The 25,868-nt window shown below is 71.0% G+C and carries 23 protein-coding genes; 11 read left to right on the top strand and 12 right to left on the bottom strand.

Going from position 1 to position 25,868, the window contains the following annotated elements; translation table 11 throughout:
• The first annotated feature begins 82 nt into the window (after nt 1-82).
• The gene (gene ugpB / locus J2S22_RS14700) at nt 83-1,441 is read left to right on the top strand and encodes a sn-glycerol-3-phosphate ABC transporter substrate-binding protein UgpB (RefSeq protein ID WP_272778044.1); all 1,359 of its coding nucleotides are present in this window, start codon (nt 83-85) and stop codon (nt 1,439-1,441) included.
• A gap of 176 nt (nt 1,442-1,617) precedes the next feature.
• On the opposite strand, the gene J2S22_RS14695 is transcribed toward ugpB, so the two are convergent.
• Nucleotides 1,618-2,436 carry an LssY C-terminal domain-containing protein gene (locus J2S22_RS14695; protein WP_272778045.1) on the bottom strand — a complete coding sequence of 273 codons (819 nt, stop codon included), beginning with the start codon at nt 2,434-2,436 and terminating at the stop codon, nt 1,618-1,620.
• A gap of 262 nt (nt 2,437-2,698) precedes the next feature.
• Here J2S22_RS14695 and J2S22_RS14690 point away from each other — a divergent pair, with 262 nt between their 5' ends.
• Together J2S22_RS14690 and J2S22_RS14685 are read left to right on the top strand one after the other, a co-directional pair.
• Nucleotides 2,699-5,056, top strand: a complete 2,358-nt coding sequence (locus J2S22_RS14690) for an Orn/Lys/Arg family decarboxylase (RefSeq protein WP_272778046.1) — start codon at nt 2,699-2,701, stop codon at nt 5,054-5,056.
• A 5-nt stretch (nt 5,057-5,061) separates the two neighbouring features.
• Nucleotides 5,062-5,673: a GNAT family N-acetyltransferase gene (locus J2S22_RS14685; RefSeq protein ID WP_272778047.1), complete on the top strand. Its 612-nt coding sequence runs from the start codon at nt 5,062-5,064 to the stop codon at nt 5,671-5,673.
• An 18-nt stretch (nt 5,674-5,691) separates the two neighbouring features.
• Here J2S22_RS14685 and J2S22_RS14680 read toward each other — a convergent pair whose 3' ends face one another.
• Nucleotides 5,692-6,351 (bottom strand): 3'-5' exonuclease, encoded by a 660-nt coding sequence (locus tag J2S22_RS14680; protein WP_272778048.1) that lies wholly within the window; start codon nt 6,349-6,351, stop codon nt 5,692-5,694.
• 201 nt (nt 6,352-6,552) lie between these two features.
• On the opposite strand from J2S22_RS14680, the gene J2S22_RS14675 reads away from it, so the two are divergent.
• On the top strand, nt 6,553-6,846 hold the full coding sequence (locus tag J2S22_RS14675) for a hypothetical protein (protein WP_272778049.1): 294 nt from the start codon (nt 6,553-6,555) through the stop codon (nt 6,844-6,846).
• A gap of 166 nt (nt 6,847-7,012) precedes the next feature.
• Here the strand turns inward: J2S22_RS14675 and J2S22_RS14670 are convergent, their stop codons facing one another.
• From J2S22_RS14670 to J2S22_RS14635, 8 genes are all read right to left on the bottom strand, one after another.
• Nucleotides 7,013-8,155, bottom strand: a complete 1,143-nt coding sequence (locus J2S22_RS14670; protein WP_272778050.1) for a transporter substrate-binding domain-containing protein — start codon at nt 8,153-8,155, stop codon at nt 7,013-7,015.
• Nucleotides 8,156-8,306: 151 nt separating this feature from the next.
• The gene (locus J2S22_RS14665) at nt 8,307-9,509 is read right to left on the bottom strand and encodes an MFS transporter (protein WP_272778051.1); all 1,203 of its coding nucleotides are present in this window, start codon (nt 9,507-9,509) and stop codon (nt 8,307-8,309) included.
• Between the two features lie 101 nt (nt 9,510-9,610).
• On the bottom strand, nt 9,611-10,981 hold the full coding sequence (locus tag J2S22_RS14660) for a caspase family protein (protein ID WP_272778052.1): 1,371 nt from the start codon (nt 10,979-10,981) through the stop codon (nt 9,611-9,613).
• Nucleotides 10,982-11,190: 209 nt separating this feature from the next.
• Nucleotides 11,191-12,069 (bottom strand): manganese catalase, encoded by an 879-nt coding sequence (locus tag J2S22_RS14655; protein ID WP_272778053.1) that lies wholly within the window; start codon nt 12,067-12,069, stop codon nt 11,191-11,193.
• Nucleotides 12,070-12,357: 288 nt separating this feature from the next.
• Nucleotides 12,358-13,515, bottom strand: coding sequence for an alpha/beta hydrolase (locus J2S22_RS14650; protein WP_272778054.1), 1,158 nt, complete (start codon nt 13,513-13,515; stop codon nt 12,358-12,360).
• A 153-nt stretch (nt 13,516-13,668) separates the two neighbouring features.
• Nucleotides 13,669-14,694, bottom strand: coding sequence for an amino acid ABC transporter substrate-binding protein (locus J2S22_RS14645; RefSeq protein ID WP_272778055.1), 1,026 nt, complete (start codon nt 14,692-14,694; stop codon nt 13,669-13,671).
• Nucleotides 14,695-14,697: 3 nt separating this feature from the next.
• Complete coding sequence (locus J2S22_RS14640) at nt 14,698-15,333, bottom strand: L,D-transpeptidase (RefSeq protein ID WP_272778056.1); 636 nt, start codon at nt 15,331-15,333, stop codon at nt 14,698-14,700.
• A 150-nt stretch (nt 15,334-15,483) separates the two neighbouring features.
• Nucleotides 15,484-16,407 (bottom strand): ketopantoate reductase family protein, encoded by a 924-nt coding sequence (locus tag J2S22_RS14635; RefSeq protein WP_272778057.1) that lies wholly within the window; start codon nt 16,405-16,407, stop codon nt 15,484-15,486.
• 286 nt (nt 16,408-16,693) lie between these two features.
• Between J2S22_RS14635 and J2S22_RS14630 the strand changes: the two genes are divergently transcribed.
• Both J2S22_RS14630 and J2S22_RS14625 read left to right on the top strand, forming a co-directional pair.
• The gene (locus J2S22_RS14630) at nt 16,694-17,119 is read left to right on the top strand and encodes an Hsp20 family protein (RefSeq protein WP_272778058.1); all 426 of its coding nucleotides are present in this window, start codon (nt 16,694-16,696) and stop codon (nt 17,117-17,119) included.
• A gap of 50 nt (nt 17,120-17,169) precedes the next feature.
• Nucleotides 17,170-17,433, top strand: coding sequence for a BQ00720 family protein (locus J2S22_RS14625; RefSeq protein WP_272778059.1), 264 nt, complete (start codon nt 17,170-17,172; stop codon nt 17,431-17,433).
• A 135-nt stretch (nt 17,434-17,568) separates the two neighbouring features.
• On the opposite strand, the gene ptsN is transcribed toward J2S22_RS14625, so the two are convergent.
• Nucleotides 17,569-18,027 carry a PTS IIA-like nitrogen regulatory protein PtsN gene (ptsN, locus tag J2S22_RS14620; protein ID WP_272777730.1) on the bottom strand — a complete coding sequence of 153 codons (459 nt, stop codon included), beginning with the start codon at nt 18,025-18,027 and terminating at the stop codon, nt 17,569-17,571.
• Between the two features lie 308 nt (nt 18,028-18,335).
• Here ptsN and J2S22_RS14615 point away from each other — a divergent pair, with 308 nt between their 5' ends.
• On the top strand, nt 18,336-19,094 hold the full coding sequence (locus J2S22_RS14615) for a sulfite exporter TauE/SafE family protein (RefSeq protein WP_272777729.1): 759 nt from the start codon (nt 18,336-18,338) through the stop codon (nt 19,092-19,094).
• A 23-nt stretch (nt 19,095-19,117) separates the two neighbouring features.
• Here the strand turns inward: J2S22_RS14615 and J2S22_RS14610 are convergent, their stop codons facing one another.
• Nucleotides 19,118-21,208 (bottom strand): 3-hydroxyacyl-CoA dehydrogenase NAD-binding domain-containing protein, encoded by a 2,091-nt coding sequence (locus tag J2S22_RS14610; protein WP_272777728.1) that lies wholly within the window; start codon nt 21,206-21,208, stop codon nt 19,118-19,120.
• 311 nt (nt 21,209-21,519) lie between these two features.
• Here J2S22_RS14610 and J2S22_RS14605 point away from each other — a divergent pair, with 311 nt between their 5' ends.
• From J2S22_RS14605 to J2S22_RS14590, 4 genes are all read left to right on the top strand, one after another.
• Nucleotides 21,520-22,632 carry a Gfo/Idh/MocA family protein gene (locus tag J2S22_RS14605; protein WP_272777727.1) on the top strand — a complete coding sequence of 371 codons (1,113 nt, stop codon included), beginning with the start codon at nt 21,520-21,522 and terminating at the stop codon, nt 22,630-22,632.
• Nucleotides 22,633-22,726: 94 nt separating this feature from the next.
• Complete coding sequence (locus J2S22_RS14600) at nt 22,727-23,728, top strand: Bug family tripartite tricarboxylate transporter substrate binding protein (RefSeq protein WP_272777726.1); 1,002 nt, start codon at nt 22,727-22,729, stop codon at nt 23,726-23,728.
• A gap of 124 nt (nt 23,729-23,852) precedes the next feature.
• Nucleotides 23,853-24,293, top strand: coding sequence for a tripartite tricarboxylate transporter TctB family protein (locus tag J2S22_RS14595; protein WP_272777725.1), 441 nt, complete (start codon nt 23,853-23,855; stop codon nt 24,291-24,293).
• 7 nt (nt 24,294-24,300) lie between these two features.
• Nucleotides 24,301-25,809: a tripartite tricarboxylate transporter permease gene (locus J2S22_RS14590; RefSeq protein ID WP_272777724.1), complete on the top strand. Its 1,509-nt coding sequence runs from the start codon at nt 24,301-24,303 to the stop codon at nt 25,807-25,809.
• The last annotated feature ends 59 nt before the right edge of the window (nt 25,810-25,868 follow it).

Raw genomic sequence — 25,868 nt, 5'->3', positions numbered from 1 at the left:
TCCTGTAGGATCGCCCCGCTCGCGGACCACGGCCAGGCCGTCGCCGCCGCGGCGCGCAAGGGGAGGACGTCCTGTGGGACCGATGCGGTCGTCGAAGCGGATCTTCGGCCTTCTGATCGCCGGGCTTCTGCTCGCCGGGCCCCTGCTCGTCGTCGCCGCGGCGACGCGGCCGGCCCGCGCCCTCGACATCCAGTTCTGGCACGGCATGCCGGGGGAGCTCGCCTATCCGCTCGACGACCTGGTCGCCGGCTTCAACGCCTCGCAGCCGGACTATCGCATCGTGCCGGTGTTCAAGGGCCTCTACACCCAGACCATGCTGGCCGCCCTGTTCGCCACCCGGATCGGCGAGCAGCCGGCGATCGTGCAGATCGCCGAGGTCGGCACCGCCACCATGATGACGCGGCGCGACGCCGTCGTGGAGGTGGATGCGCTGATGCGCCAGGAGAAGGCGCCGTTCGATCCCGCCGCCTACATCCCGGCGGTCGCCGCCTACTACACCGACGGCAGCGGCAAGATGCTCTCCATCCCGTTCAACTCGTCGGTTCCGATCCTCTTCTACAACAAGGACAAGTTCCAGGCGGCCGGGCTCGACCCCGAGGCGCCGCCGAAGACCTGGCCGGAGGTCGAGGCGGCGGCGAAGCGGCTGCGCGGCGCCGGCCAGACCTGCGGCTTCACCACCGACTGGCCGTCGTGGATCAACGTGGAGAACTTCTCCGCCGTCCACGGCCTGCCGGTGGCGACCAGGGGCAACGGCTTCGACGGGCTCGACGCCGAGCTCGCCCTCGACAACCCGCTGATGCTCCGCCACCTGGAGGCGCTGGTGGCGTGGCAGAGGGCCGGCCTCTACGCCTATGGCGGCCGCGCCACCAAGGCGGAGGCCAAGTTCCTCGGCCGCGAATGCCCGATCTTTCTCGGCTCGTCGGCCTCGCGGGCCGAGATGCTGAACAATGCCACCTTCAAGGTCGGCTTCGGCCCGCTGCCCTACTGGCCGGACGTGCGCGGCGCCCCGCACCCGCCGCTGATCGGCGGCGGCAGCCTGTGGGTGCTGCGCGGCCGGCCGGACGCCGAATATGCCGGGGTGGCGAAGTTCTTCGCCTATCTGTCGCAGCCGGCCGTGCAGGCGCGCTGGCACCAGACGACCGGCTACCTGCCGATCACCCGCGCGGCGTACGAGGCGAGCCGCAAGAGCGGCTTCTACGGCAAGAACCCGGGCGCCGACATCGCCATCCGCCAGCTCGGCCTCGAGCCGCCCGCCGCCGGCCGCAAGGGGCTGCGGCTCGGCTCCTACGTGGTGATCCGCGACATCGTCGAGGAGGAGATGGAGCAGGCGCTCGCCGGCACCAAGACCCCGGCCGCGGCACTGACGTCCGCCGTGGCCCGCGGCAACGCCGTTCTGCGCGACTTCGCCGCCCAGAACCTCAGCGCGTCCGGCGCGAGGTGAAGCGAGAGCCGCGTGATCCGTTTCTGGTCATTCCGGGACGCGCGCGACAGCGCGCGAACCCGGACTCCAGCGACACACACCGAGAGTGGGGCTGGAGTCCGGGTTCGGCGCGGAGCCTGTCGCCGGGCCGGGCGAAGGCCTGCCCCGATGACGCCGCCCCGGAACGATGGCCATGCTCACGCCAGCCGCGCCACCGTGATCTCGCCGTCGGCCGTGTAGTGGTTGACGCGGCGGACCGGCAGTGCCTCGCCGGCGCGGACCCAGGTGACGTCCTCGATCAGCCGCCGCTCGGTCAGCTCGGCGACGATGAAGTCGCGCTCCGCGTTGGTGTCGTCGTCGGTCGCGTGGGTGATCTGGAAGGTCAGCCGGGTCAGCGACAGCCCGGTGTCGCGGGTGGCGGCGCCGACCCAGAGCACGCGGTCGCCCTCCGGCGGCCGGTCGGTGCCGAGCCAGAACTCCGGCGTGGACAGCGGCATCTCGGCACGCTCGAGGCCGAGCGCCCAGAAGCGGACGTGATGGCGCTGGCGCGGGCTGTCGCCGATCGGCCGCTGGAAGCCGATGTCCTGGCCGCGGCCGAACAGATGCAGGGTGCTGAACGGCGCCGCCGGATAGGGCTCGTTCAGCACGAAGGCCCGCGCCATGCGCCAGGAGCTCGTCAGGGTGAGCGGCTCGGCCTCGGTCCAGCCGGCGGCCGAGAAGGCCTCGCGCAGCTCCGCCAGCGTGCCGACCAGCACGAGATTGACCGGATCGGCGGGCAGGCCGTCCCCGGTCACGGTGAAGCTCGGGATGCTCTTGCGCTGCAGGATCTTCAGGCCGGTGCGCACGGCCCGCGGCAGAATCACGTAGGCGGCGACCGCATAGGTGACGGCGACCGCGGCGATCCACGGCAGCCGCTGGTCCGCCGTGTCGAACACGACGAAGACGATAAGCCAGACGGTAAGGACGCCGAGCGCCAGGACGAGCAGGCGCTGCATCAGCCGAATCAGCCGTCTCACCCCGAGCCCCCCGTGAGCCCCGCGCGACCGTCGTGCCGGACCGCCGTGCCGGACCGCCGTGCCGGACCACCGTCGCCTGATCGCCCGCCCCCACGACCGCCCCCGATCGCGTCGTGAGCCGGTCGGCGCAGGGTGGCCGGCTCCGTCCGGCCCGCCCGGATCGCAGGTCGCCGCGGCAAGCGTAGCAGAGGCGCTCCCACCCGTCACACGTCTGTCATGCTCACCCGGGACGGTGCGGCCCACCCCGAGAGCGGCACCCATCATGAACTTCATCCAGCGGTTCACGTTCCTGTTCTCCGCCCCGAGCTTCGACGCCGAGGACCTCGAAGGGCTCCGCATCCAGCAGATCATCACGGCGATCGAGCGCTCCGGCTTCCAGGTCGTCCGGGCGCGCCGGATCGAGGACGCCGAGATGGCGGTGAAGACCGATGCCGCCATCGGCTGCCTGGTGGTCGACTGGGGCAAGAAGGGGCTGGAAGGCAAGGCGGCGTCGCTCATCAACGTGATGCGCCGGCGCGGCCTGGAGATGCCGATCGTGCTCCTGGTCCGCCGCACCCGCTTCGAGGACGTGCCGGTCGAGGTGCTCGACTTCATCGACGGCTACGTCTTCCTCGCCGAGGAGACGCCGGAGTTCATCGCACGCAACCTGGTCAGCCGGCTCACCCAGTACGCCCAGACGCTGAAGACGCCGTTCTTCGGCGCCATGGTCGACTACGCCGAGGAAGGCAACCAGCTGTGGACCTGCCCGGGCCACAACGGCGGCATCTTCTACAGCCGCAGCCCCGTCGGCCGGATTTTCATGGAGCATCTCGGCGAGGCGGTGTTCCGCGACGACCTCGACAACTCGGTGCTCGAGCTCGGGGACCTGCTCACCCACGAGGGCCCGGCCCTGCAGGCCCAGAAGGAGGCCGCCGCGATCTTCGGGGCCGAGCGGACCTATTTCGTCCTCAACGGCACCTCGGCCTCGAACAAGATCGTGCTCGGCGCGCTCGTCGCGGAGGGCGACCTCGTGCTGTTCGACCGCAACAACCACAAGGCCGCGCATCACGGCGCGCTGCTGCTCGGCGGCGGCATCCCGGTCTACCTGCCGACCGACCGCAACGCCTACGGCCTGATCGGGCCGATCCATCCCGAGGCGCTCGACGAGACCGCGATCCGGGAGGCGATCCGCCGCAATCCGCTGGTGAGGGACCCGGAGGCGTGGCGGCGCGAGCGGCCGTTCCGGGCCGCCGTGATCGAGCAGTGCACCTACGACGGCACCATTCACGACGCGCAGCTCGTCCTCTCGCGGCTCGCGCCGCTGTGCGACTACATCCTGTTCGACGAGGCCTGGGCCGGCTTCATGAAGTTCCACCCCATTTACGCCGGCCGATTCGCCATGGGGCTGCAGGGGCTCGACGACAGCGCGCCCGGCATCGTCGCCACGCAATCCACCCACAAGCAGCTCGCCAGCTTCTCGCAGGCCTCGCAGATCCACGTGAAGGACAACCACATCCGCGGCCAGCGGCGTCGCGTCGAGCACCGGCGCTTCAACGAGAGCGTCCTGCAGCACGCCTCGACATCGCCGTTCTATCCGCTGTTCGCCTCGCTCGACGTCGGCGCCCAGATGATGAAGGGCCGCTCCGGCGAGGTCCTGTGGGACGACACGATCCGGCTCGGCATCGAGCTGCGCAAGAAGCTCCGGGCGGTGCGGGCCGAGTTCGAGCGCAAGGAGGCCGACCCGGCGCGCCGCTGGTTCTTCGATCCGTTCGTGCCCGACCGCGTCCGCCTTCCCGACGCGGCGACCGGCGGCGGCTTCCACGAGGTCGCCTGGGAGAGCGTCGCCACCGACGCGCTCGCCGGCCATGCGCGGTTCTGGGAGCTCGAGCCCGGCGCGGCGTGGCACGGCTTCTCCCATGTCGCGCCCGGATTCGCCATCACGGATCCGAACAAGCTGACGCTGCTGACGCCGGGCTTCGACCGCGTGACCGGCGAGTACGAGCCGCACGGCGTCCCGGCCCCGATCGTCGCCCAGTATCTGCGCGAGAACCGCGTGGTGCCCGAGAAGAACGACCTCAACTCGCTGCTCTTCCTCCTCACCCCGGGCGTCGAGGCCAGCAAGGCGGGCACGCTCGTCAGCGCGCTGGTCGCGTTCAAGCGGCTACACGACGACAACGTCCTGCTCGACCAGGCGATGCCGGAGTTCGTCGCGGCGCGGCCGCGACGCTATCGCGGGGTGCGGCTGCGGGATCTGTGTGCCGACATGCACGCCTTCTTCCGGTCCGCCGACGTGAGCGCCCTGCAGCGGGCGCAGTTCACGACCGGCCATCTGCCGGAGCCGGCGATGACGCCGCGGGAGGCGGCCCGCGAGCTCGTCCGCAACAATGTCGACTACCTGCCGATCGATGCCATCCAGGGGCGGATCGCGACGACGCTGTTCGTCGTCTATCCGCCCGGCATCGCCACCGTGGTCCCGGGCGAGCGCCTGGACGACCGGGCCGCCCCGATGATCGACTATCTGAGGACATTCGAACGCAGCGCAAACCTGTTCCCGGGCTTCGAGGCCGAGATCCAGGGCGTCTATCGCGAGATCGATGCGAGCGGTGCGATCCGCTTCCATACCTACGTGGTTCGCGAGTGACGTCCATGCCCGACCCCGCCCCGTCGGCGGCCGCGACCGCCGCCACCGCGACGCCGGAGCCGATCCGCATCCGCCCGTCCGCCGATGCCGACATCGAGACCATGCTGGCGATCTACCGGCACCACGTCCGCCGCGGCCTCGATCCGTCTTTCCTGGGACAGGACGGCGTGCTGCTGCCGGACGACCTGAAGCGGCGGCGGCGCAACATGCGCAGGCACCGCCTGCCGCATCTGGTCGCCGAGAAGGGCGGCGGCGTGGTCGGCTATGCCTATGCGGTGCTGTTTCGCAAGCGCCCGGCCTATCGCTACACGGTCAAGCACTCGATCTACGTCCATCCGGACCATCTGCACGCCGGCATCGGACGAATCCTGCTGCCGGCCCTGATCGACGCCTGCGCGGCGGCAGGTTATCGGCAGATGATCGCCTACATCGATTCCGCCAACGCGCCCTCGCTCCGGCTGCACGAGCGCTGCGGCTTCCGCCAGGTCGGATACCTGCCGGCGGTCGGCTACAAATACGGCCGGTGGACCGACGTCGTGATGGTCCAGCGCTCGCTCGGCGCCGGCGGGACGGCACCGCCGGACGCTTGGCTGGTTCCGCCGCCGGACGACGATTGAGGTTCCGGTCGCCCGCCCTCAGCCGCCGAACGTCCAGGTGCGCGGCGCGGCGCTGGCCGCGACGCCGTCCTTGAGCATCCGCTCGAGCAGGATCAGCGCGTCGGCCGTCATGTCGGCGTCGAGCAGCGCGCCGTGGCGGTCGTCGCGGGCGCTGGCGTCGAGGGCGAGGCGGTCGCACATGGCGGTGAGAGAGGTCGAGGCGCCGGGGAAGAGGTGCGCATAGAGCCGCTGGGTGCAGACGTAGCGGGTCGGTTCGTAGGCGCTCTCGCCCCAGCCGATCGCCTTGGCGCGGGCGAACTCGTAGTCGAGGAAGCTCTGCTCGTTCTCCGAGGCGTGGGCGACGATCGGCGCCTCGCCGACGAAGTCGCGCAGCCGGTCGAGGATCGCCGGGAAGCGCGGCGCCGATTTCAGGTCGGCGGGCTTGATGCCGTGCACCTTGATGGCGGCGGGCTCGATCGGCGCGTCCGGATTGACCAGCGTCCGCCAGGTGTCGCCCTTGCGCCAGCCGTCGCCGTCGCGGACGAGCTCGACGAAGCCGACCTCGATGACGAGGCCGGGCGCCCGCCAGCCGGAGGGCTGCCGTCGGACGAAGGCGACCTCCGGCGCGCGCTTGCCGGTGGTCTCCGCGTCGAAGGCGACCAGCCGATCGAAACAATCCAGAAATCCCGGCGCGTGCATCCGTGCCTCCCTGGCGGCCGGTCGCCGCCGCTGTCGTGATCACGGACCATTATTGCGCAGGCCGGCGGTGTGGGGCCACCCGTTCGAAAATGCGCCGCTGCCTCCCAAAAACTCCGGATGTGCGGCCTCACCCGCGTGGCTTAGCATCCTGATCGTCTTCGGGCCGCCCGAAGCGGCCCGGTCGATCCCGGAGGTTTCGGAATGAACGCGGATCGGACACCCGGACTCGTCGCGGGCCTGCTCGTGTTCGTCGGCAGCATCGGCGGCCTGTTCCTCGTCGCCCGGCTCACCCATTTCGCTTTTCTGGTGGCGAAGCACCCGGAGGACCTTCCGGCCGTGGACTGGTCGCAGATCGGCTTGGCCGCGGCCGCGCTCCTGATCGTCGCCGCCATCGCGGCCGCCGCCTGGCAGCTGTTCGCGCACCGTCACGGGCCGCACCATCACCGGCCGCACGGGCACGGTCCGCTCGGCCATTATTCCGGGCGCGCGGCCTGAGGCCCGGCTCGGGCGATCCGTTCGCCGCCGGTCCGGGGCGCGCCGACGTCGAGCCCCGGGGGACCGACGGCGAGCTTTCCGGCCCGGGCTGGTTTTCGGGTTCGGGGCTGCGCGCCGCCCGACAGTGGCCACCGGATCGAACAGCCGGAGGCCGTCCGAGACACGGCTACTTGACCGAGAACCACTTGTCGTGGAGCTGCTGGTAGGTGCCGTCCTCGCGCAACGCCAGCAGCGCGGCGTTGACCTGCTTGCGCAGCGCGCTCCCCTGCGGGAAGACGATGCCGTAGTCCTCCTTGCGGAACAGCGGGCCGACCATCTGGACCCGCCCCTTGCCGGCATTCGCCGCGTAGTACTGCAGCACGGGCGCGTCGAACACGACGGCGTCGACCTCGCGGTCGACCAGCGCCGTGAAGGCCTCGTCGATGCGCCCGACCTCGATCACCTGGGCGTTCATCTGGCGCAGATAGGTGGCGGCGGTGCTGCCGCGCGTGGTGGCGACGCGCTTGCCCGGCAGGTCGTCGGGACCGCGGATGCCGCTCTGGATCTGCTGCACCGTGAGGGTGGCGGCCAGTTGCGCCGTGTAGAAGGCGACGAAGACGACACCCGTGAACATCCACAGCAGCGCGACGATGCGGGCGAGCCACTGGCGCGGCTGCTGCTCGCCCTGGGCGACGAGCGTGCCGGCCGCCCAGTAGAGCGCATGGAAGATGCCGGGAATGTAGCTCGGCGTCGGGATGATGCCGTCCTTCTGCCGCCGCTCCAGCAGCCAGACGACGTGGGCCGGCACCAGGATCAGCAGCAGTGCGATGCCGAGCCAGACCAGGATCGCCTTCGAGAACAGGAGACCGAGCAGGTCGCGCAGCGGATCGGCCTCCCCGTCCTGCCCCTGCCCGGCGCCCTGGCCGCGGATCATGATCTGCAGGCCGGCATTGAGCATCGGCTGCGAGAAGTCGAATTCCTTCTCGCGCGCCGCCGTGATCGAGATCGCCGAGATGCCGAAGTCGGCATTGCCGGACCGGACCATCTCCAGCAGCGCCCGCACGTCCGGCGCCACCTGGAGCGCGGTCCTGGCGCCGAGACGCTCGCCGATCGCGTTCCACAGGTCGATGCTGAAGCCGCCGAGCTGGCCATGCTGGTCGACGACGAGCGGTGGCAGCACCCGGGTCGCCACCTTCAGCTCCGGTGGGGCCGCGGCGCCCTGCGGCGTCGAGGGGGTCGGAGCGGCCGGCTGGGCCGGGGCGGGCGACGCGGCGAGAGCCGAGAGGATCAGAAGAACGGCGGGCAGCAGAGAGCGAAGGACGCTGGGCATCGAACGATCCGGGTCTGCGACGATGGTGGCGGAGCACGCTGCCGATCACCGATTGCAGGATCGTGACGCACGGGCCCGGTCGCACGGCCGCGCTGCCGCAGGCTCCCGGACGCTTCGCGAGGGCGCCGGGCGACCGACGCCGCCGATCCGCTCAATCGATTCGGCCGGCCAGGATGGTACTGTGATGCGTATCGCCACCCGCCGCGACCTGCTGCCGCGCGTCGTTCTCGTCGGCGTAGCGCCGCTGCAGCCACCAGGCCTGGAGGGCGAGCGCCGGCAGTGCCAGGAGGAGCAGGAGCCGCGCCGGGACGCCGGCGGCGAGCGCTCCGGCGGTCACCAGGCAGGCCGCGATGCCGCCGAGGTCCCAGCCGGCCTCCGCCAGATAGTGGAACCGCACCGCGCAGGGCGAGGTCTTGGCCGCGTTGTAGACGGCGGTCATCACGGTCGGCACGTAGAGGCCGAACAGCGCCATCGAGGCGAGTGCCGCGACCACGACCCCGGTCGGCGTGCCGGCGAGACCGACGCGCAGCAGCACCACGACCGTCATGGCGGCGAGGTTGAGCCAAACGGCCCGCGCCGCGTGGCCGGCGTCGATCAGCCGGCCGAGCAGCAGGCCGCCGACCGCCCCGGCGAGCGCCGCCGCGCCGAGAAGCCCGCCGAAGGCGTCGAAGCGGCGGTCGAACGCCTCGAACATGATCAGGCCCCAGGTGACGGCGAAGCCGCACATCAGGAAGCCGTCGGTGGCGAACAGCCGCACCCCGTCGCGGAAGGGCGCAACGCCGTGATCGCCGGAGAGGTCGACGGGCGGCGCCGGAACCGCCCGGAACGGCACGATGGCGACGAGGGCGACAATGGTCGCCGCCGCGAAGGCGGCGGCCGGATGCCAGGTCAGCAGCAGGCCGCCGACCACCGGGGCGACCGTGTCGGCCGCGACCATCACGACGGTGCGCACCCCGACCTGGGCGCCGCGCTCGCCGAGATCGCCGGCCGCCGCGAACACGGCGTGATAGCAGGTCCAGTAGGTGACGTCGGCGAGCGCCACCGCGAGCACATAGGCGGCGATGGTCCACATCCGGCCGGCATCGACCAGCGCCAGCACCGGGAACTGGGCAGCGAACAGAACGCAGCCGACCAGCATGGCGGTTCGCACGCCGAAGCCGCGGATCAGGGCGAAGGCGACCGGCCGGGTGGCGAAGCGCAGCGCCAGCATCGCGGCGAGGACCAGGAAGGCGGCGGCCGGCGAAAGACCGGCCCGCAGCAGCACGGCGAAGAAGAAGATCCCGGCGAGCCCCCAGGCGAACTGGCGCAGCCCGGCATGCACGGCCAGCCGGTTGACGTCGGCGTTTCGGAACACGGGGGTCTCCAGCGCGCGGCGGACGCGGGTCCGATAGCACATCGCGGCAGGCCCTGGGGCCTCCGTATGGCAGGGCCGGCATGACCGCCGCTCGAACCGGCTCACTCGCGGGTCAGAACCTCCTCGGCCCGGCCGGCGTCCCACAGCCCCCGGAGGATGCCGTCCGCGCCGAGCCCGTAGACGATCGGGGTCGCCCCGCCCCAGTCGACGGTGAGCACGTTGCCGGCGAGCCGCCCCGTACCCTGGTAGCCCGACCCGACCCGCCAGCTCAGCCGGATGCGGTCGCCGTCGGGCCGCAGCGTCGCGCTGCCGCTGTAGCGGCTGCCGTCGGCGTTACGCCCGGCGACCCGATAGCGGCCCTGCGGGGGTGCCACGGGAGTGCCGGCGGCGAGGCCGAACGGGACGAGCCGGTCGGTCGCCGTGCCGTCGGCCCACTCGCCCTCGAGCACGGGGCCGGAATCGAGCGTGTAGACGACCGGATGCTTCTCGCCCCAGTCGACCACCAGCATGCGGCCGGCGAACTCGCCGGTCCCGCGATAGACCTGGTTGCCGATCCACCAGGTGAAGCGCATGCGCGCGCCGTCCGGTTGCAGCGCCGCCATGCCGCGGTAGCGCGTGCCGTCCGGGTTGCGGCCCTCCGCCCGGTAGATGCCGGCGACCTGCGGGGCGACGCCCGGACGGACCGCAGGCCGCTCCCGCCGGTCCGCGGTGGACGATGCACCGCCCGCCGCCGGAGCGTCGCGGAAGACGAAGTCGCCGAAGAAGGAGGACGAGAGCCACGGCGTCTGCCGGCCGCCGGTCTCCTGGTACACACCCTTGAGGGTGCGCTTGAAGGTGTCCTCGAGCGCGAGGCCCGGCGTCTGCAGCGCCTGGACGAGATGCTTGCTGTAGGGACTGTTGCGTCCCTCGCCGTCGAGTGCGACCGCCCCCGGGGAGGTCGAGAAGGAGACGAACAGCCGCGCGCCGCTGTCGATGCGCGACAGCCCCTTGGTGTCGGTGCCGGGAATCGGGTTGTCGCGGCAGGCGTCCAGCACCACGATGTTGAGCGCGTTGCCGGCCTCCGCCATGGCGTCCACCACCTCGGAGGCGGCGAGCGAGGCCGACCTCAGCTCCTCCGGGGCGGGCGCGCGCGCACCGACCGGGACGATGTAGTTCTCGCCGCCGACCTGGACGCCGTGCCCGGCGAAGAAGAAGAGGCCGACGCCACCGCGCTCCTTCAGCCGCTGGCCGAAGCGCCGCACCGCCGCCTCCAGGGCCGCCCGGTCCGTGTCGGTGAGAAGCGTCACGTCGAAGCCGGCGCCGCGCAACGCCGCCGCGACGTCGGTCGCGTCGTTCGCCGGATTGGCGAGCGGGGCGAAGCCGTAGGCGCCGTTGCCGACGACGAGGGCGGTGCGCGCCTCGCTGGCCCGCGCGGCCCGGGCCGGAGCCAGGAGGGCGAAGGCCGTGGCGGCGATCAGCAGGAGACCGAGCAAGGCAGACCGGATCGCGGCCCGGCTGGGTCGTGGTCCGATGGAACTCGGCATCAGGCGCCCCGTGCGGATGGCCCGCCGCAGGAATGCGGATCACGGGCCGGCACGGAACCATAACGAGCACCCGCAGCGTCGACAATGCGGGTGCGGCACGAGAGAGCGGGGACCGGCCGCGCGGGCCGATCCCCTGCCCCGGACGACCGAGTCGGAGGCTACTCGGCGGCCTTGGCTGGCACCGGCACGGCCGGCGTTCCGTAGGTGCGCGGATCGACCTGGCCGAGCCGGCCGTCGTCGTCGGTCAGCGGCTTGATCTTGGTGAAGCTGAACTGGCCCTTGCCGTCCACCGAGGCCCCCTTGGCCCACCGGCCCTTGCTGCTCTCGCCGCTGTCGGAGGCGTTGATGAACTGGTAGGCGACGTCGCCCTTCTCCAGCTCCTGGGGGAACTTGGCCGGCACCGGCGTCTCGTCGAAGCCCTCCGCCTCGAGCTCGGCGATGGCGGCGAGCCACTGGTTCTGGTGCATGGTGTCGCGCGCGATCAGGAACGACAGCATGTCGCGCACGCCTTTGTCCTCGGTCATGTTGTAGAGCCGGCAGACCTGCAGGCGGCCCTGGCTCTCGGCCGTCACGTTGAAGCGGAAGTCGGCGAGGAGATTGCCGCTGGCGACGATGTAGGTCGAGGTCCACGGGTTGCCGATCGAGTCGGTCGGCCGCGAGCCGGAGCCGGAGACGATGACGTGCTGCGGATTCATGCCGGCGACGATCGCGTCCTCGATACGGGCCCCGCCCATCACGGCGCCGACCAGGGAGTTCTTCGCCATGTCCTCCTGCGCCTCGACGGGCGAGGTCTCGAGCAGGCGGGCGATCATGGTGGCGAGCATCTCGACATGGCCGATCTCCTCGGTGGCGATGTCGATGATCATGTCGCGGTACTTGGCCGGGCCGCGGCAGTTCCAGCCCTGGAACAGATAGGCCATCATCACGCTGATCTCGCCCCACTGCCCGCCGAGCGGCTCCTGCAGCATCTTGGCGAAGATCGGGTCCGGCGCGTCCGGCCGGGCGTTGTATTGCAGCTTGCGTTGATGCAGGAACAAAGCCGTTCTCCTCGTCTGCGCGTCGTACGCGATGGATTGTCCGGATGTGGCGGGCTCGCCTCGCCGTGAGATCAATCCAAAGTCGGGAGCGGCGTTCCGTGCGTCGAGCGGTCGGAGGGCGGAATCGGGCGGGCGCGGTGCGGCGACGGAACGGCGGCGAAGCCCGTCCGCGCTTCGCCACGGCATGATGAGACCGGGCGCGGCGCTCGGGCACCGGCGCGGTCGCACGGCCGTACCGCCCGGCGCGCCGGCGGCGTCGTGATCAGATGCAGTCTGGACGCGGTGTGATCAGTAGGGCTGCAGCGCGGCGGCGCCCGGCCGCGGCGGCTCCGCATGGGCGCTGCCGGACGTGGCGGCGCCGTATCCGCCACCACCACCGTAGGCGCTGCCGCCATAGCTGCCGGCGGGACCGCCCGGCACCGGACCGCCCGACATCGGTACGCTGCCGTAGGTTCCCTGCTCGATCGCGCGGCGGATGACGCCGCGGATCGACTCGTTCGACAGGAACAGGTCGTGGTTGATCACGCCGAAGCCCGTCTCCGAGGCGTCGATGACCCGGATGCCGATGCCTTCCAGCTGCGCCTTCTCGGCCGCCCCGACCCGGGTGACGCCGCCGGCGATGATCCGCGACACCGCGAGCGCGCGGTCGTTGGTCGCCGTCACGACGGTGATCTTCTCGGCGAGGCCGCCGATCCGCCCGACCGAGGAGACGAACACGTCCATGTCGATGTCGGGCGAGGCGAACACGATGGCGCCGATGCGGGTGACGAGATCGTCGCCCCGGCGCGCATAGACCTGACGCAGCGCCTCCAGCGTCAGCATGGTGCCGATCGAGTGCGCCACGATGTTGATGCGACCGACCGTCGGGCTGACGATCATCTGGTCGAGCACCCGCTCGAGCGAGTCGCGCGACCACATCGCGCTTTCGCGGTCGTAGCCGTAGTCGAGCAGCTTGGCCCGCGACGGCCACGAGAACAGCATGGTGGCGCCGCGGAAGCTGACGCCGTCGGAGAGCTTCACGGCGTCGAGCGCGGCGGTCTCGAAGGTGGTGTTGTAGCCGTGGACGTAGAGCAGTATGTCGCGCCCGGTCGGCATGCCGCGGAACAGGTCGTCGACCTGCCCGACCCGGTCGATTCCCGCGAGCTTCCAGTCGGACAGGCCGACCGAGGCGAGCGAGAAGCGGCTGGAGTCGGGCGGCACGAGGCGGGCGCGCGCGATGGTCATCGGCCCGCGCTCGGTGCCGAACCACGGCGCCGCCTGGGCGCCGTTGGCGGCACGACGGTTGGTGGCGACCATCAGGGTCGGCTGCGTCGTCAGGGCGGACGCGTCGTAGGCCGGCGCATCGGTGCCGATGCCGGCGCAGCCGGCGAGCGCCAGCGCGGCTCCCGCCGCGCCGCAGGCGCGCACAAATCCCCGGCGCGACATCGCCGTGTGGTTCGACTCCATCGAATTCGTATCCCGCGTGCCACCGCGACGCCCCGAGCGCCACGGTCGTTCCCCGTCTCTTTCCTGGTCTCCGATCGCGGCGAGAGCAGGGCGAGCCCGATCATCGGGCTCGCAGAACGTCACGCGTGGTCGTCCTAAAACCTTACCGTCGCCTTACTGCAGCGGCGGCGCGTACTGAATTCCGCCCGTGGTCCACAGATGGTTGAGACCGCGCGGAATGCCGAGCGGCGTCGCCGTTCCGACATTGCGCTCGAACACGTCGCCGTAGGTGCCGACATGCCGCACGATCCGCACCACCCAGTCCCGGGTCAGGCCGAGCTGGCCGCCGAGATCGCCGTCGGTGCCGACGAGGCGCTTGATCTCGGGCTTCTCGGATGCCCGGGCGCGGTCGAGCGTCTGCGCCGTCACGCCGAGCTCCTCGGCGTTCAGCATGGCGAAGTGCACCCACTTGACCAGGAGCGCCCAGCGGTCGTCGCCCTGGCGCACCGCCGGACCGAGCGGCTCCTTGGAGATCACGTCGGGCAGGATGACGTGATCGGCCGGCGTCTTCAGGCCGGCGCGCTCGGCGTGGAGCTGCGAGATGTCGCTGGTCAGCACCTGGCAGCGGCCCTCGTCGTAGCCCCGCGCGGCCTCGCGCGCGTTCGCCACCGGGACCAGCGTCGCCTTGACGTCGTTCGCCCGGAACCAGTCGGTCGCGTTGCGGACATTGGTGGTGCCCTCGCGGACGCAGACCTTGACGTCCTTGAAGTCGAGCGGCGACTGCGCGCCGAGGCTCCGGCGCACCATGAAGCCCTGGCCGTCGTAGTAGGTCGTGGCCGGGAACACGATCTTCAGCTCGGCCTCGCGGGCGAGCGTCCAGGTCGAGTTGCGCGACAGCACGTCGATCTCGCCCGCCTTCAGGGCGGCGAACCGCGTGTCGGCGTCGAGCGGCACGAAGCGGACCTTGGCCGGGTCGTCGAAGATCGCCGCCGCCAGCGCGCGGCAGAAGTCGACGTCGAAGCCCTTCCAGGCGCCCTTGTCGTCCCTGGCCGAGAAGCCGGGAAGCCCCTCGCTGACGCCGCACACGAGGGTGCCGCGCGCCTTGACGGCGTCGAGGGTCTGGGCGCCGGCGCCCGCGGCCGGCGCGAGGACGAGCGCGAGGGTCGCCGCCGCGGCGGCGGTCTTGATCGGCAGGGTCATGGCTCAGAGCTCCGGGGCCTGGCGTACGACGACCCGGGTGCCGACCGGGATGCGCTCGTAGAGGTCCTCGATGTCGGAATTGACGAGGCGGAAGCAGCCGGACGAGACGGCATGCCCGATGGTCTGCGGCTGGTTCGTGCCGTGGATGCGGTAGACGGTGCCGCCGATATAGAGGGCGCGGGCGCCCATCGGATTGCCGGGGCCGCCGGCCATGAAGCGCGGCAGGTAGGGCTGGCGCTCGATCATCTCGGGCGGCGGCGTCCAGTCCGGCCATTCGGCCTTGCGCACGATCGTCTTGAGGCCCTGCCACTGGAACCCGTCGCGGCCCACTCCGATGCCGTAGCGCAGCGCCCGGTTGTTGCCCTGGACGACGTAGAGGAAGCGCTCCGAGGTGTGGACGATGATGGTGCCGGGCGGCTCGGTGGTGCGGAAGAACACCAGCTGACGCTGCAGCGAGGGCGGCAGCCGCTCGTCGTCGGGCACGTAGCCGGGCTGGTCGTCGATCTTCAGGGTCTCCACCGAGCCGAAACGGCCGGTCTGGGCCGAGGCCGGAACCGCGGCCGCCACGAGGGCGAGCAGCGCGGCGAGAGTCGCTGTGCGGGCGCGCAAGATGTCCACCTCCCCGGAAAAGCACGACATTGTCGCACGACCGGGACCACAGGATTGAAGCAGAAATCGGACGGCAGTGCGCTACCGCACGCCCAGGTGGCGCGCCGCGGCGGACGCTCTCCGCGACCGGACGGGAGCGGACGAAAACCCGCCCGCTCGCCCTAGCCCGAACCGGCCAGATCAGGCCGGACGGCCGTCGGCGTGGAGAACCAGGACGTCGCGGATCGCCCGGTTGAGCGGGGTCGGCACCCCGACGGCGGCGCCGAGGTCGACCACCCCGCCCGACAGCCAGGGCAGCTCCAGCCGCCGTCCAGCGGCGAGATCGTGGAACATCGACGCGACCATCCCGGCCGGCAGGGTGTCGATGAAGGCGAGCCGCTCGGCCGCGAAGTCCTCCGGCACCGCGACCCGATGGGCGCGGCCGACCGCCACCACCTCCTCCATCACGCCGAGCAGCATGGCCCGCGTGTGGGGGTTCTCGCGCACCGGCCCGATGGTGCAGCGGGTCGCGCAGGTGAGCGCCGACAGGCCGACCAGGAACACGAACTTCTGCCAGATCTCGCGGGTGATGTCGGTCGAGATCTCGGCCTTGATGCCGCCGGCGAGACAGGCCGCCAGGAACCGCTCGGCGCGCTCGGAGCGGGCGCCGTCGAACTCGCCGAAGACGAGCCGCTGCATGGTGCCGGTCTGGGCGATGACGCCCGGGCGGGCGATGGTCGTCGAGATCTGGGCGATCGCTCCCATCAAGGCGTTGTCGCCGAGGATCGGACGCAGCATGTCGTCCTTCTGGACGCCATTCTGCAGCGACACCACGGCGGTCCGCGGGCCGACGATCGGGGCGATGGCGCGGGCCGCCGCCTCGGTGTCCCACAGCTTCACGGTGAACAGGACGAGGTCGACGGGCCCGATCGTGGCCGGGTCGTCGGTCGCCTGGACGGCGGGCAGCGTGAACGGGTCCTCGGGGCTCTCGATGGTCAGCCCAGTCGCCTTCAGGGCGGCGAGATGGGCGCCGCGCGCCATGAAGACGACGTCCGCCCCGCCCTTGGCGAGCCGCCCGCCGAAGAAGCCGCCGAGCCCGCCCGATCCCATCACCGCGATCCGCATGGTCGCCCTCCCGTTGAATCCGCCGGAACCGCTCTACTCCTTCGGACGCCGCCGTGGCAGGGGGCCGCCGGGAGCGGCTGGAATGCGCCGGAGGCGGGTTTGCCGGGCGTCCCCTCCCCTCGCGCCGGGCCGAACCTTCGCAGTTGCAGCGTCGCCGTTCTTGAACCCTTAAAAGTTCTGACCATATTCTGTGGTGTCCGGAACAGGCAGGCCCGTGGGCTGCCGGGGCCGGATGGGGCGCCGCAAGGGCCTCGAACCCAAAGTCGCTGCACAGGACTTTGAGACCATGTCGCGTGTGTCTTCGCTCTCCAGCCCTTTTCTGCTCGGCTTCGACGAGATCGAGCGGGCACTCGACCGGGTGACAAAGGGCGCCGACGGGTATCCGCCGTACAACATCGAGCGGGTCGCCGGCGGCGACGGGCAGCCCGAGCGGCTGCGCATCACCCTGGCGGTGGCCGGCTTCACCCGGGAGCAGCTCGACGTCACGGTCGAGGAAAGCCAGCTCCTGATCCGGGGCCGGCAGCAGGAGGACAAGACACGCCAGTATCTGCATCGCGGCATCGCCGCACGACAGTTCCAGCGGACCTTCCTGCTGGCTGACGGGATGGAGGTATTGGGGGCCGACCTCAGGAACGGCCTGCTGTCGATCGACCTGGCGCGTCCAGAACCGGCGCGCGTGGTGCGATCGATCGCCATCAGGGACACCGACTGACGGTCACGCACAGGACTCGGCAAAGCCAGAAAAGTAAGGAGTCGAGGGCCATGAACAACGAAACCACCCCCCGCCAGACCGCCATCACGCCGGAGGCGCTGGCGCATCTCGGTGACGGCCGCATCGCCTATGTGAAGCCGATCCGCTCCGAGGATCTGCCCACCCTGTTCCCGCAGGCGCCCCAGGTGGCGCCCGGCCTTCGCCTGTTCGCCCTGCACGCCGCGGACGGCACGCCGATCATGATCACCGACAGCCGCGAGGCGGCGGTCGCCAACGCCTGGAGCCACGAGCTCGAGGCGGTGAGCGTCCACTGACCCGACCGGCGGCGCGCCGCATCGGCGCGCCCGACCCGTCGTCCGACCGATATCGACATGCCCGGCCACCGTGCCGGGCATCGTCGTTTCGAGGACGGGATTCGCGACGGGATTCGCGCGGGGGAGCCGGCCGCGTCAGCACACCGGCGGCGGCATCGCCAGCACCGCGTAGAGCGCCTCGCGATCCTGCGAATCGCGCAGCATGCGGGTGATCTCCGGCTCGCGCAGCATGCGGGCGACGCGCGCCAGCGCCTTCAGGTGATCGGCGCCGGCGCTTTCCGGCGCGAGCAGCAGGAAGACGAGATCGACCGGCTGGCCGTCGAGCGCCTCGAAGTCGATCGGCCGGTCGAGTCGCGCGAACAGACCGAACAGCTTGTCGAGCCGCGGCAGCTTGCCGTGCGGAATCGCGATGCCGTTGCCGATCGCGGTCGAGCCCAGCCGCTCGCGCTGCATGAGCACCTCGAGGATCTCGCGCTCCGTCCGACCGGTGAGTTCGGCGGCGCGTTCGGCGAGCTCCTGCAGGGCCTGCTTCTTGTTGTTGACCTTGAGCGCCGGAATGACCGCTTGCGGCGCGACGAGATCGTTCAGCGGCATGGAACGGTCCGACTCGGGGAAACGACGCTCGGCGCTCACCCTGGGCGACGGCGCGCGGACGATAGGGACCGGTCCGGGCCGCGTCAATAGCGCGGCGGGCAGGCCGGAGTCGCGGTGGACGGCGGGTCGACAGTGCCACAAGTGGCTGTCGAGAACTGGAATATCCCCAAGGAACCCAGGCGCTTGCGGAGCCGGCGACGAATCCGCGCCACGGCCGGGGCGGCCGCCCGCGATTGCGCCGGTCCGGCGTGCGTGCCAAAGGAGACGCCTCCTCCTGCCGCCCCTCCTGCCACCGTGGACCACCGGCGATGGGTTTCGACGCGCTTCCCTCGCTGGATCAGATCGCCGTCGCGCTGCCGACCGTGGCGCTCGCCTACGTGATCTTCGGGATCGCCGGATTCGGCACCGCCCTGATCGCGGCGCCGGTGCTGGCGCACGCCATGCCGGTCGCCGCGATCGTGCCGACGCTCGCGCTGCTCGACTGCGCCGCCGCGATCGTCAACGGGCTGCGCATCGGTGACAAGGTGGCACGCGACGAATTGTTCTCGCTGGTGCCGCTGATGGTGGCGGGCAGTCTGGTCGGCGCCTGGCTGCTGATGATCGTGCCGCCACGTCCGATGATGCTGGCGCTCGGCCTCTTCGTCGTCGCCTACGCCGTGTACGCGCTCCTCGCGCGCCCGCCGCAGGGCCGGCTGTCGCGCGGCTGGGTGCTGCCGTTCGGCGGCATCGGCGGCATCGTCAGCGCGATGTTCGGCAGCGGCGGCTTCATCTACGCCATCTATCTGGGCCGCCGGCTCGCCGACAAGGACGCCATCCGAGCCACCCAGAGTGCGCTGATCGGGCTGTCGACGCTGACCCGCGCGAGCATCTTCGCCCTGGCCGGCCTCTACACCGACGGCAGGCTCCTGGTCCTCGCCGTGCTGCTGGTGCCCGGCATGCTGCTCGGCACCTGGGCCGGCCATCACGTCACGCTGCGCCTGACACGTGATCAGTTCCTGCGGATCATCTACGTGATCCTGATCGCCTCCGGCGCCACGCTGGTGCTCCGCGCGACCGCGGCGGGGTAATCCGTCACAGTGTTTCCGGTTGATCAGTTCGCCGTCACTCCGGGGCGCGGCGCGTCCGCGAATCCCGCCCCGGCGCGCGCTAGGTCGACCAGCAGGGGCGCCGGGGCGTGCGACGGCTCTCCGGTCTCGGCCGCGATCGCCGTCAGGCGGTCGCGGACATGCGCGAGGCCGAGCCGGTCGGCCCAGTACATCGGACCGCCGCGATACGCCGGGAAGCCGTAGCCGTTCACCCAGATCACGTCGATGTCGGCGGCCCGCTGCGCGATCCCTTCCGAGAGGATTCGGGCCCCCTCGTTGACCATCGGCAGCAGCAGGCGCTCGACGATCTCGTCGGCCGAGAAGCGGCGCCGCGCGACGCCGAGCGCCTGCGAGGTCGCGACGATCAGGGCCTCGACCTCCGGATCGGGCAGCGGCGTGCGCGAGCCCGGCTCGTAGCGGAAATAGCCGCGGCCGGTCTTCTGGCCGAGGCGCCCCGCCTCGCACAGCCGGTCGGCGATCTCGGCGCGCGCGCCCTGCGCCTTGCGCATCCGCCAGGCGATGTCGAGCCCGGAGAGATCGCCCACCGCGCACGGCCCCATGGCGAAGCCGAATCCGGTCAGCGCGCCGTCGATGTCCTGCGGCAGCGCGCCGGCCAGCAGCAGGCGTTCGACCTCGGTGCTCCGCACCCGCAGCATGCGGTTGCCGACGAAGCCGTGGCAGACGCCGACCACCACGGGCGTCTTGCCGAGCGTGCGGGCGAGCGACACGGCGGTCGCCAGCACCTCGGGCGACGTCTCCCTGGCGCGCACCACCTCGACCAGCTTCATCACCGGCGCCGGGCTGAAGAAATGCAGGCCGACCACCTGCCGCGGCCGTGTGGTCGCCTGCGCGATGTCGTCGATGTCCAGATAAGAGGTGTTGGTGGCCAGCACGGCGTCCGGAACGATGGTGTCGAGCGTCGCGAAGATGTCGCGCTTCACCGTCATCTCCTCGATCGCCGCCTCGACCACCACCTCGCTGCCGGCGACGTCGGCGAGCGCCGTGCCGGTGGCGAGCAGGCCGAGCCGCCGGTCCATCTCGGCCTGTGTCATCTTCCCGCGCGCCACCGCGCCGGCCCAGGTCTTGCGGATGGTCTCGCTGCCGCGTGCCAGGCTCTCGGGCGAGACGTCGACCATGGTGACCGGGATGCCGGCATTGGCGAAGCAGGTGGCGATGCCGGCCCCCATGGTGCCGGCGCCGATCACGGCGGCCCGGGCGGGCTTTCTCGCCGCGACGCCGGCCGGCAGGTCGAGCCGCGCGGCCTCGCGCTCGGCGGCGAACAGGTGCCGATAGGCGGCCGACTGGTCGCCGTCGCGCAGGCTCACGAACAGGGCGCGCTCGCGCGCCAGCCCTTCGTCGAACGGCAGCGTGAGCGCGGCGCACAGCGCCGCCACCGCGGCCGGCGGCGCCTCGCGCCCGTCCGCCTTCGGGGCGTGACGGGCCACCAGCGCCTCGCGCGTCTCGGGCTTCGCCGCGGCCTCGGCGATCTTCTCGGTGCGGTCGCGGGTGCGGACCGGCGCGCCGTGCGCCGCCACGGTGCGGGCGAAGGCGACCGCCGCCGCCTCGGTGTCCGCCACGATCGCGTCCACCAGCCCCTCCGCCAGCGCCGTCTCGGCGTCGATCGGATCACCGGTCAGCACCATGGCGAAGGCGCGGTCCGGCCCGACCAGCCGCGGCAGCCGCTGGGTGCCGCCGGAGCCCGGGATCAGGCCGAGCCGGATCTCGGGCAGGCCCATGCGGGTGCCCGGCACCGCGACGCGATGATGACAGGCGAGCGCGATCTCCAGCCCGCCGCCGAGCGCGGTGCCGTGCAGAGCCGCGACCACCGGCTTGCGGCTCTCCTCCACGGCCCTGATCACGTCCGGCAGGAGCGGCGCGAGCGGCGGCTTGCCGAACTCGGAGATGTCCGCCCCGGCCACGAAGGTGCGCCCGGCGCAGCGGATCACCACCGCGGCCACGTCCGGATCATCTTGCACCGCAGCAATGGCGGCCATCAGGCCGGCCCGCACCTCCGCCTTCAGGGCGTTGACGGGCGGATTGTCGATCGTGATCACCGCGACGTCGCGGTCGCGGCGGCATCCGACCAGATCGGTCACGTCGTTCCTCCGGCGAGACAAGGGGTTTGCGACCGGAGGGCACGCCCCGACGGCGCCTCCTGGCTCGGAACCTTCCTTACCGTCCCGCCGGCGGGGGCGTCCAGCGGCCGATGCGGCTCCGGCGGGTGCCGCGGCGGGCGGCGTGCCGCGGCTCCGGCGTGTCGGCTGCCGTGACCGGCCGTGCCGTTTGGCGCGCCGGAGTGCTGCATCTGAACATGGAAGCTCTGCATGACAGGTCTAGCCGGGCCGTTGACGGCATCTGGACCGCGTGATGACCTCGATCAACGTCTCAAGAAAAATCGGGGGTTGCCATGAAGGGTCGGACGCCGAAGAAACTCGGACTCGCGATCGTCGGTGCCGGACGTGTCGGCCTGTTCCGGGGCGAGGTCGCGACCCGCCATCCCTCCGTCGAGTGGATCGGAATCGCCGAGCTCAATCCCAACCGTGCCGCCTCGGTGGCCGAGAAGATCGGCGCCGACTTCGTCACCAACAGCCATCGCGAGCTCCTGGCCCGGCCCGAGGTCAACTGCGTCATCATCGCGACGGACGAGCACCTCCACATCGACCCGATCATGGCGGCGGTGGAGCGTGGCCTGCCGATGCTGATCGAGAAGCCGCTCGCCACCGATCTGGGCGCCTCGGCCACGGTGCTGGCCGAGATCGAGAAGGCCAGGCTCGACGCGGTGGTCGGCTACACCCAGCGGTTCCGCCGCCGCTGGCTCGCCGCCCGGGAGAAATGCCAGTCCGGCGCACTGGGCGAGGTCGAGCTGGTCACCTCGCGCGCCTTCATGAACCGCCTCGTCGCGATCGACAACTACAAGCGCACCGACGATCCGTCGACGATCTCCCCGCTCGTCATCTCCGGCACCCACGCCCTCGACATCTGCATGTGGTGCCTGGACGGCAAGACCCCGACCGAGGTCTACGCCCGCTCGGTCGACAAGGTGCTGGGGCCGCTCTACCAGGGCATCGACGCGACTGCCGGGATGATCATGTTCTCGGACGGCACCATCTACCATCTGAACATCTCCTGGGCCATGCCGGTGACCTGGCCGGCCGCCGTGTACAGCCTCGAGGTCGGCATCGCCGGCACCACCGGCGTGCTGACCATCGACGACACCCATCGCGACATCATCCTCGCGGTCTCCAAGCCGCAGTCGGAAGGCTACAATCCGGACGAACGCCGGCTGGTCGACTTCATGGGCAGCTATCCGCCCGGCGACATGGCGATGGGCGAGCTGCGCGGCCCGATGGCCGAGGAGACCATGTCGTGGCTCAACCGCATGGCGCTCGGCATCCCGACGGTCGCCGCCACGGCCGCCGAGGCGCATCGGAACCTGATGCTGACCAAGGCGCTCGACCTCTCCGCCAAGCTGAAGAAGCCGGTCCCGGTGCCGCTCGACCCGGCCGACCTGCCGAGCTGACGACCTGGCGGCCAGACGCCGGACGGGACGGCGCCGCCGCCCCGTCGCCTAGCAACAGAGACTCCGTCAGAGAGTCATTCGGAGGAAGATCGGAATGAATCGTCGACACGTTCTGGGCACCCTGCTCGCGACCACCTGCGTGATCGCGTTCGGCTCCGTGGGCGGCGCCCTCGCCGCCGAGGACCCGTCGAAATATCCGAGCCAGCCGATCCGGGTCATCGTGCCCTTCGCCCCGGGTGGCGCTTCCGACTTCGCGATGCGGCTGCTGCAGGCGCCTATGTCGCAGGCGCTTGGCCAGCAGATCGTCATCGAGAACCGCGCCGGCGCCGCCGGCAATGTCGGCATGGACGTCGCCGCCCGCGGCGCGCCGGACGGCTACACCCTGTTCTTCGGCAATGTCGGCACCGTGTCGATCAACCCGACCCTGTTCCCCGACATGACCGTGAAGCCCGACAAGGCCTTCATCCCGGTCTCGGTGGCCTCGGAGACGCCCAGCGTCTTCATCGCCAATCCCAAGTTCCCGCCGAACACCATCAAGGAGTTCGTCGACTACGTGAAGGCGCGGCCCGGCAAGGTGAACTTCGCCTCGCCCGGCAGCGGCAGCGTCGACCGCCTGGAGATGGAGCAGTTCCGGAAGGCGGCTGGCCTCGACATGAACCACGTGCCCTACAAGGGCGGGGCCGGCCCGGCCGTGGCGGACATTCTCGGCGGCCATGTCGAGGTGATGTCGGTGACGCTGCCCTCGGCGATGCCGCACATCAAGTCCGGCCGGGTGAAGGTGCTGGCCATCACCGACTCGAAGCGCAGCCCGGCGCTGCCCGACGTGCCGACCGTGGTCGAGCTCGGTTATCCGGACATCGTCACCACCTCCTGGCAGGGCTTCCTGGTGCCGACCGGCACGCCCAAGCCGATCGTCGACAAGCTGTTCCAGGCGATCGTCAAGGCGACGGCGGACCCGACCGTGAAGCAGCGCATGCTCGAGGGCGGGGTCTCGGCGGTGGCGAGCCAGTCGCCCGAGGCGTTCAAGACCTTCATCGGCAAGGAAACGGCCCGCTGGGCCAAGGTGATCCAGGAATCTGGCGCCAAGCCGGACTGATCCGTTCGCGTGGGTGGCCGGGCCTCGCGGTCCGGCCGCATCGTCCTGATGGACCCGCCGTCGCGCACCGCCGTGCCGCGACGATGCGATGGTGTTTCCATGGCGAAGGGAGGTGCCCGTGCGCATGCGACTCTCGACCGATCTCGTCACCGGCCTGCTCTTCGTTTCGCTCGGCCTGTTCGCCATCGTCTACGGCTGGAACTACCCGCTCGGCACCCCGGCCCGCATCGGTCCCGGCTACTATCCGATGCTGGTCAGCTCCGGCCTGGTGCTGCTCGGCCTGATCCTGGTCGCCCGCTCGCTCTTCGCTCCCGGCGACCGCATCGAGGGCATCTCGCTGCGGCCGCTGCTGTTCGTCCTCACCGGAACGATCCTGTTCGGGCTGCTGGTCGAGAAGGCCGGCTTCGTGATCTCGGCGATCCTGGTCGTGGTGCTGGCGCGGCTCGCCGACCGCGACTTCCGGCCGCTCGAGGTCGGGCTCCTGGCGCTCGGCCTCGTCTCCTTCGTCGCGGCGCTGTTCTGGCTCGGCCTCAGCCTGCCGCTCCGCCCCTTCCCGCAGTGGTGAGGCTCCGATGGACGTGCTGAGCAATCTCGCCCTCGGCTTCTCGGTCGCGCTCGAGCCGATCAACCTGGTCTACGCCTTCCTGGGCGTGCTGCTCGGCACCGCCATCGGCGTGCTGCCGGGTCTCGGGCCGGTGGCGACCATCTCGATCCTGCTGCCGGTCACCTTCACGCTGCAGCCGCAGTCGGCCATCATCATGCTGGCCGGCATCTACTACGGCGCCGCCTATGGCGGCTCGACGACGGCGATCCTGGTCAACCTGCCGGGCGAATCCTCGTCCGTCGTGACGACGCTCGACGGCTACCAGATGGCCCGCAAGGGCAAGGCGGGACTGGCGCTCGCCACCGCGGCGCTGTCCTCCTTCATGGCCGGCACCATCGCCACCTTCATCATCGCCTTCGCGGCGCCGGCGCTCGCCGAGTTCGCGCTCGATTTCGGGCCGGCCGACTACTTCTCGCTGATGGTGTTCGGCCTGGTCGCCGCCGTCATCCTGGCGCACGGCTCGGTGATCAAGGCGATCGGCATGATCCTGGTCGGCATCCTGCTCGGCACCATGGGCATCGACGTCAATTCCAGCCTGCCGCGCTACACCTTCGGGGTGCCGCAGTTCGGCGACGGCATCGACTTCGCGGTCATCGCCATGGGCATCTTCGGCATCGGCGAGACCATCACGAATCTCGGCCGAGGCGCCGAGGCGCGCGAGTACGTGAAGGACTACAAGGGCCTGTGGCCCAAGCCGCACGATCTCAAGGAGATCGTGCGGCCCGCCCTGCGCGGCACGTTCCTCGGCGCCGCGCTCGGCATCCTGCCGGGCGGCGGCCCGGTGCTCGCCTCCTTCTCGGCCTACGCGCTGGAGAAGCGCATCTCCGACGAGCCGGAGAAGTTCGGCAAGGGCGCCATCGAGGGCGTCGCCGCGCCGGAGGCGGCCAACAACTCGGCCTCGCAGACCGCGTTCATCCCGCTGCTGACCCTCGGCCTGCCGGCGAGCCCGGTGATGGCGCTGATGGTCGGCGCCCTGATGATGCACGGCCTCTATGCCGGCCCGCAGTTGATCGCCGAGAAGCCCGAGCTGTTCTGGGGGCTGGTCGCCTCGATGTGGATCGGCAACCTGCTGCTGGTCGTCCTCAACCTGCCGCTGGTCGGCTTCTGGGCGAAGCTGCTCACCGTGCCGTACCGGCTGCTCTATCCGTCGATCCTCTTGATCTGCTGCATCGGCGTCTACTCGATCCGCAACGACGCGCTCGACGTGATCGTCGCCAGCGTGTTCGGCCTGGTCGGCTACGTGCTCACCCGCCTGCAATGCGAGCCGGCGCCGCTGCTGCTCGGCTTCATCCTGGGCCCGCTGATCGAGGAGAACCTGCGCCGCGCGCTCCTCATCTCGCACGGCAGCCCGGCCGTGTTCGTCGAGCGGCCGATCAGCCTCGTCTTCCTGATCCTCACCGCGATCGTCGTGCTGATCCTGCTGCTTCCGGCGATCCGCGCCGGCCGCGAGAAGGTGTTCGCGGAGGACGCGGGGTGAGGACGGCGGCGGCTGTGCGGCGGTGACTCGTCGTGACCGGGCTCGTCCCGGCCATCCAC

The sequence above is a fragment of the Rhodoplanes tepidamans genome (assembly GCF_030813915.1).
Classification (GTDB): Bacteria; Pseudomonadota; Alphaproteobacteria; order Rhizobiales; family Xanthobacteraceae; genus Rhodoplanes; species Rhodoplanes tepidamans.
Note: the sequence above shows the minus strand (reverse complement) of the source record. Positions and strands in the feature narration are given on the sequence as shown.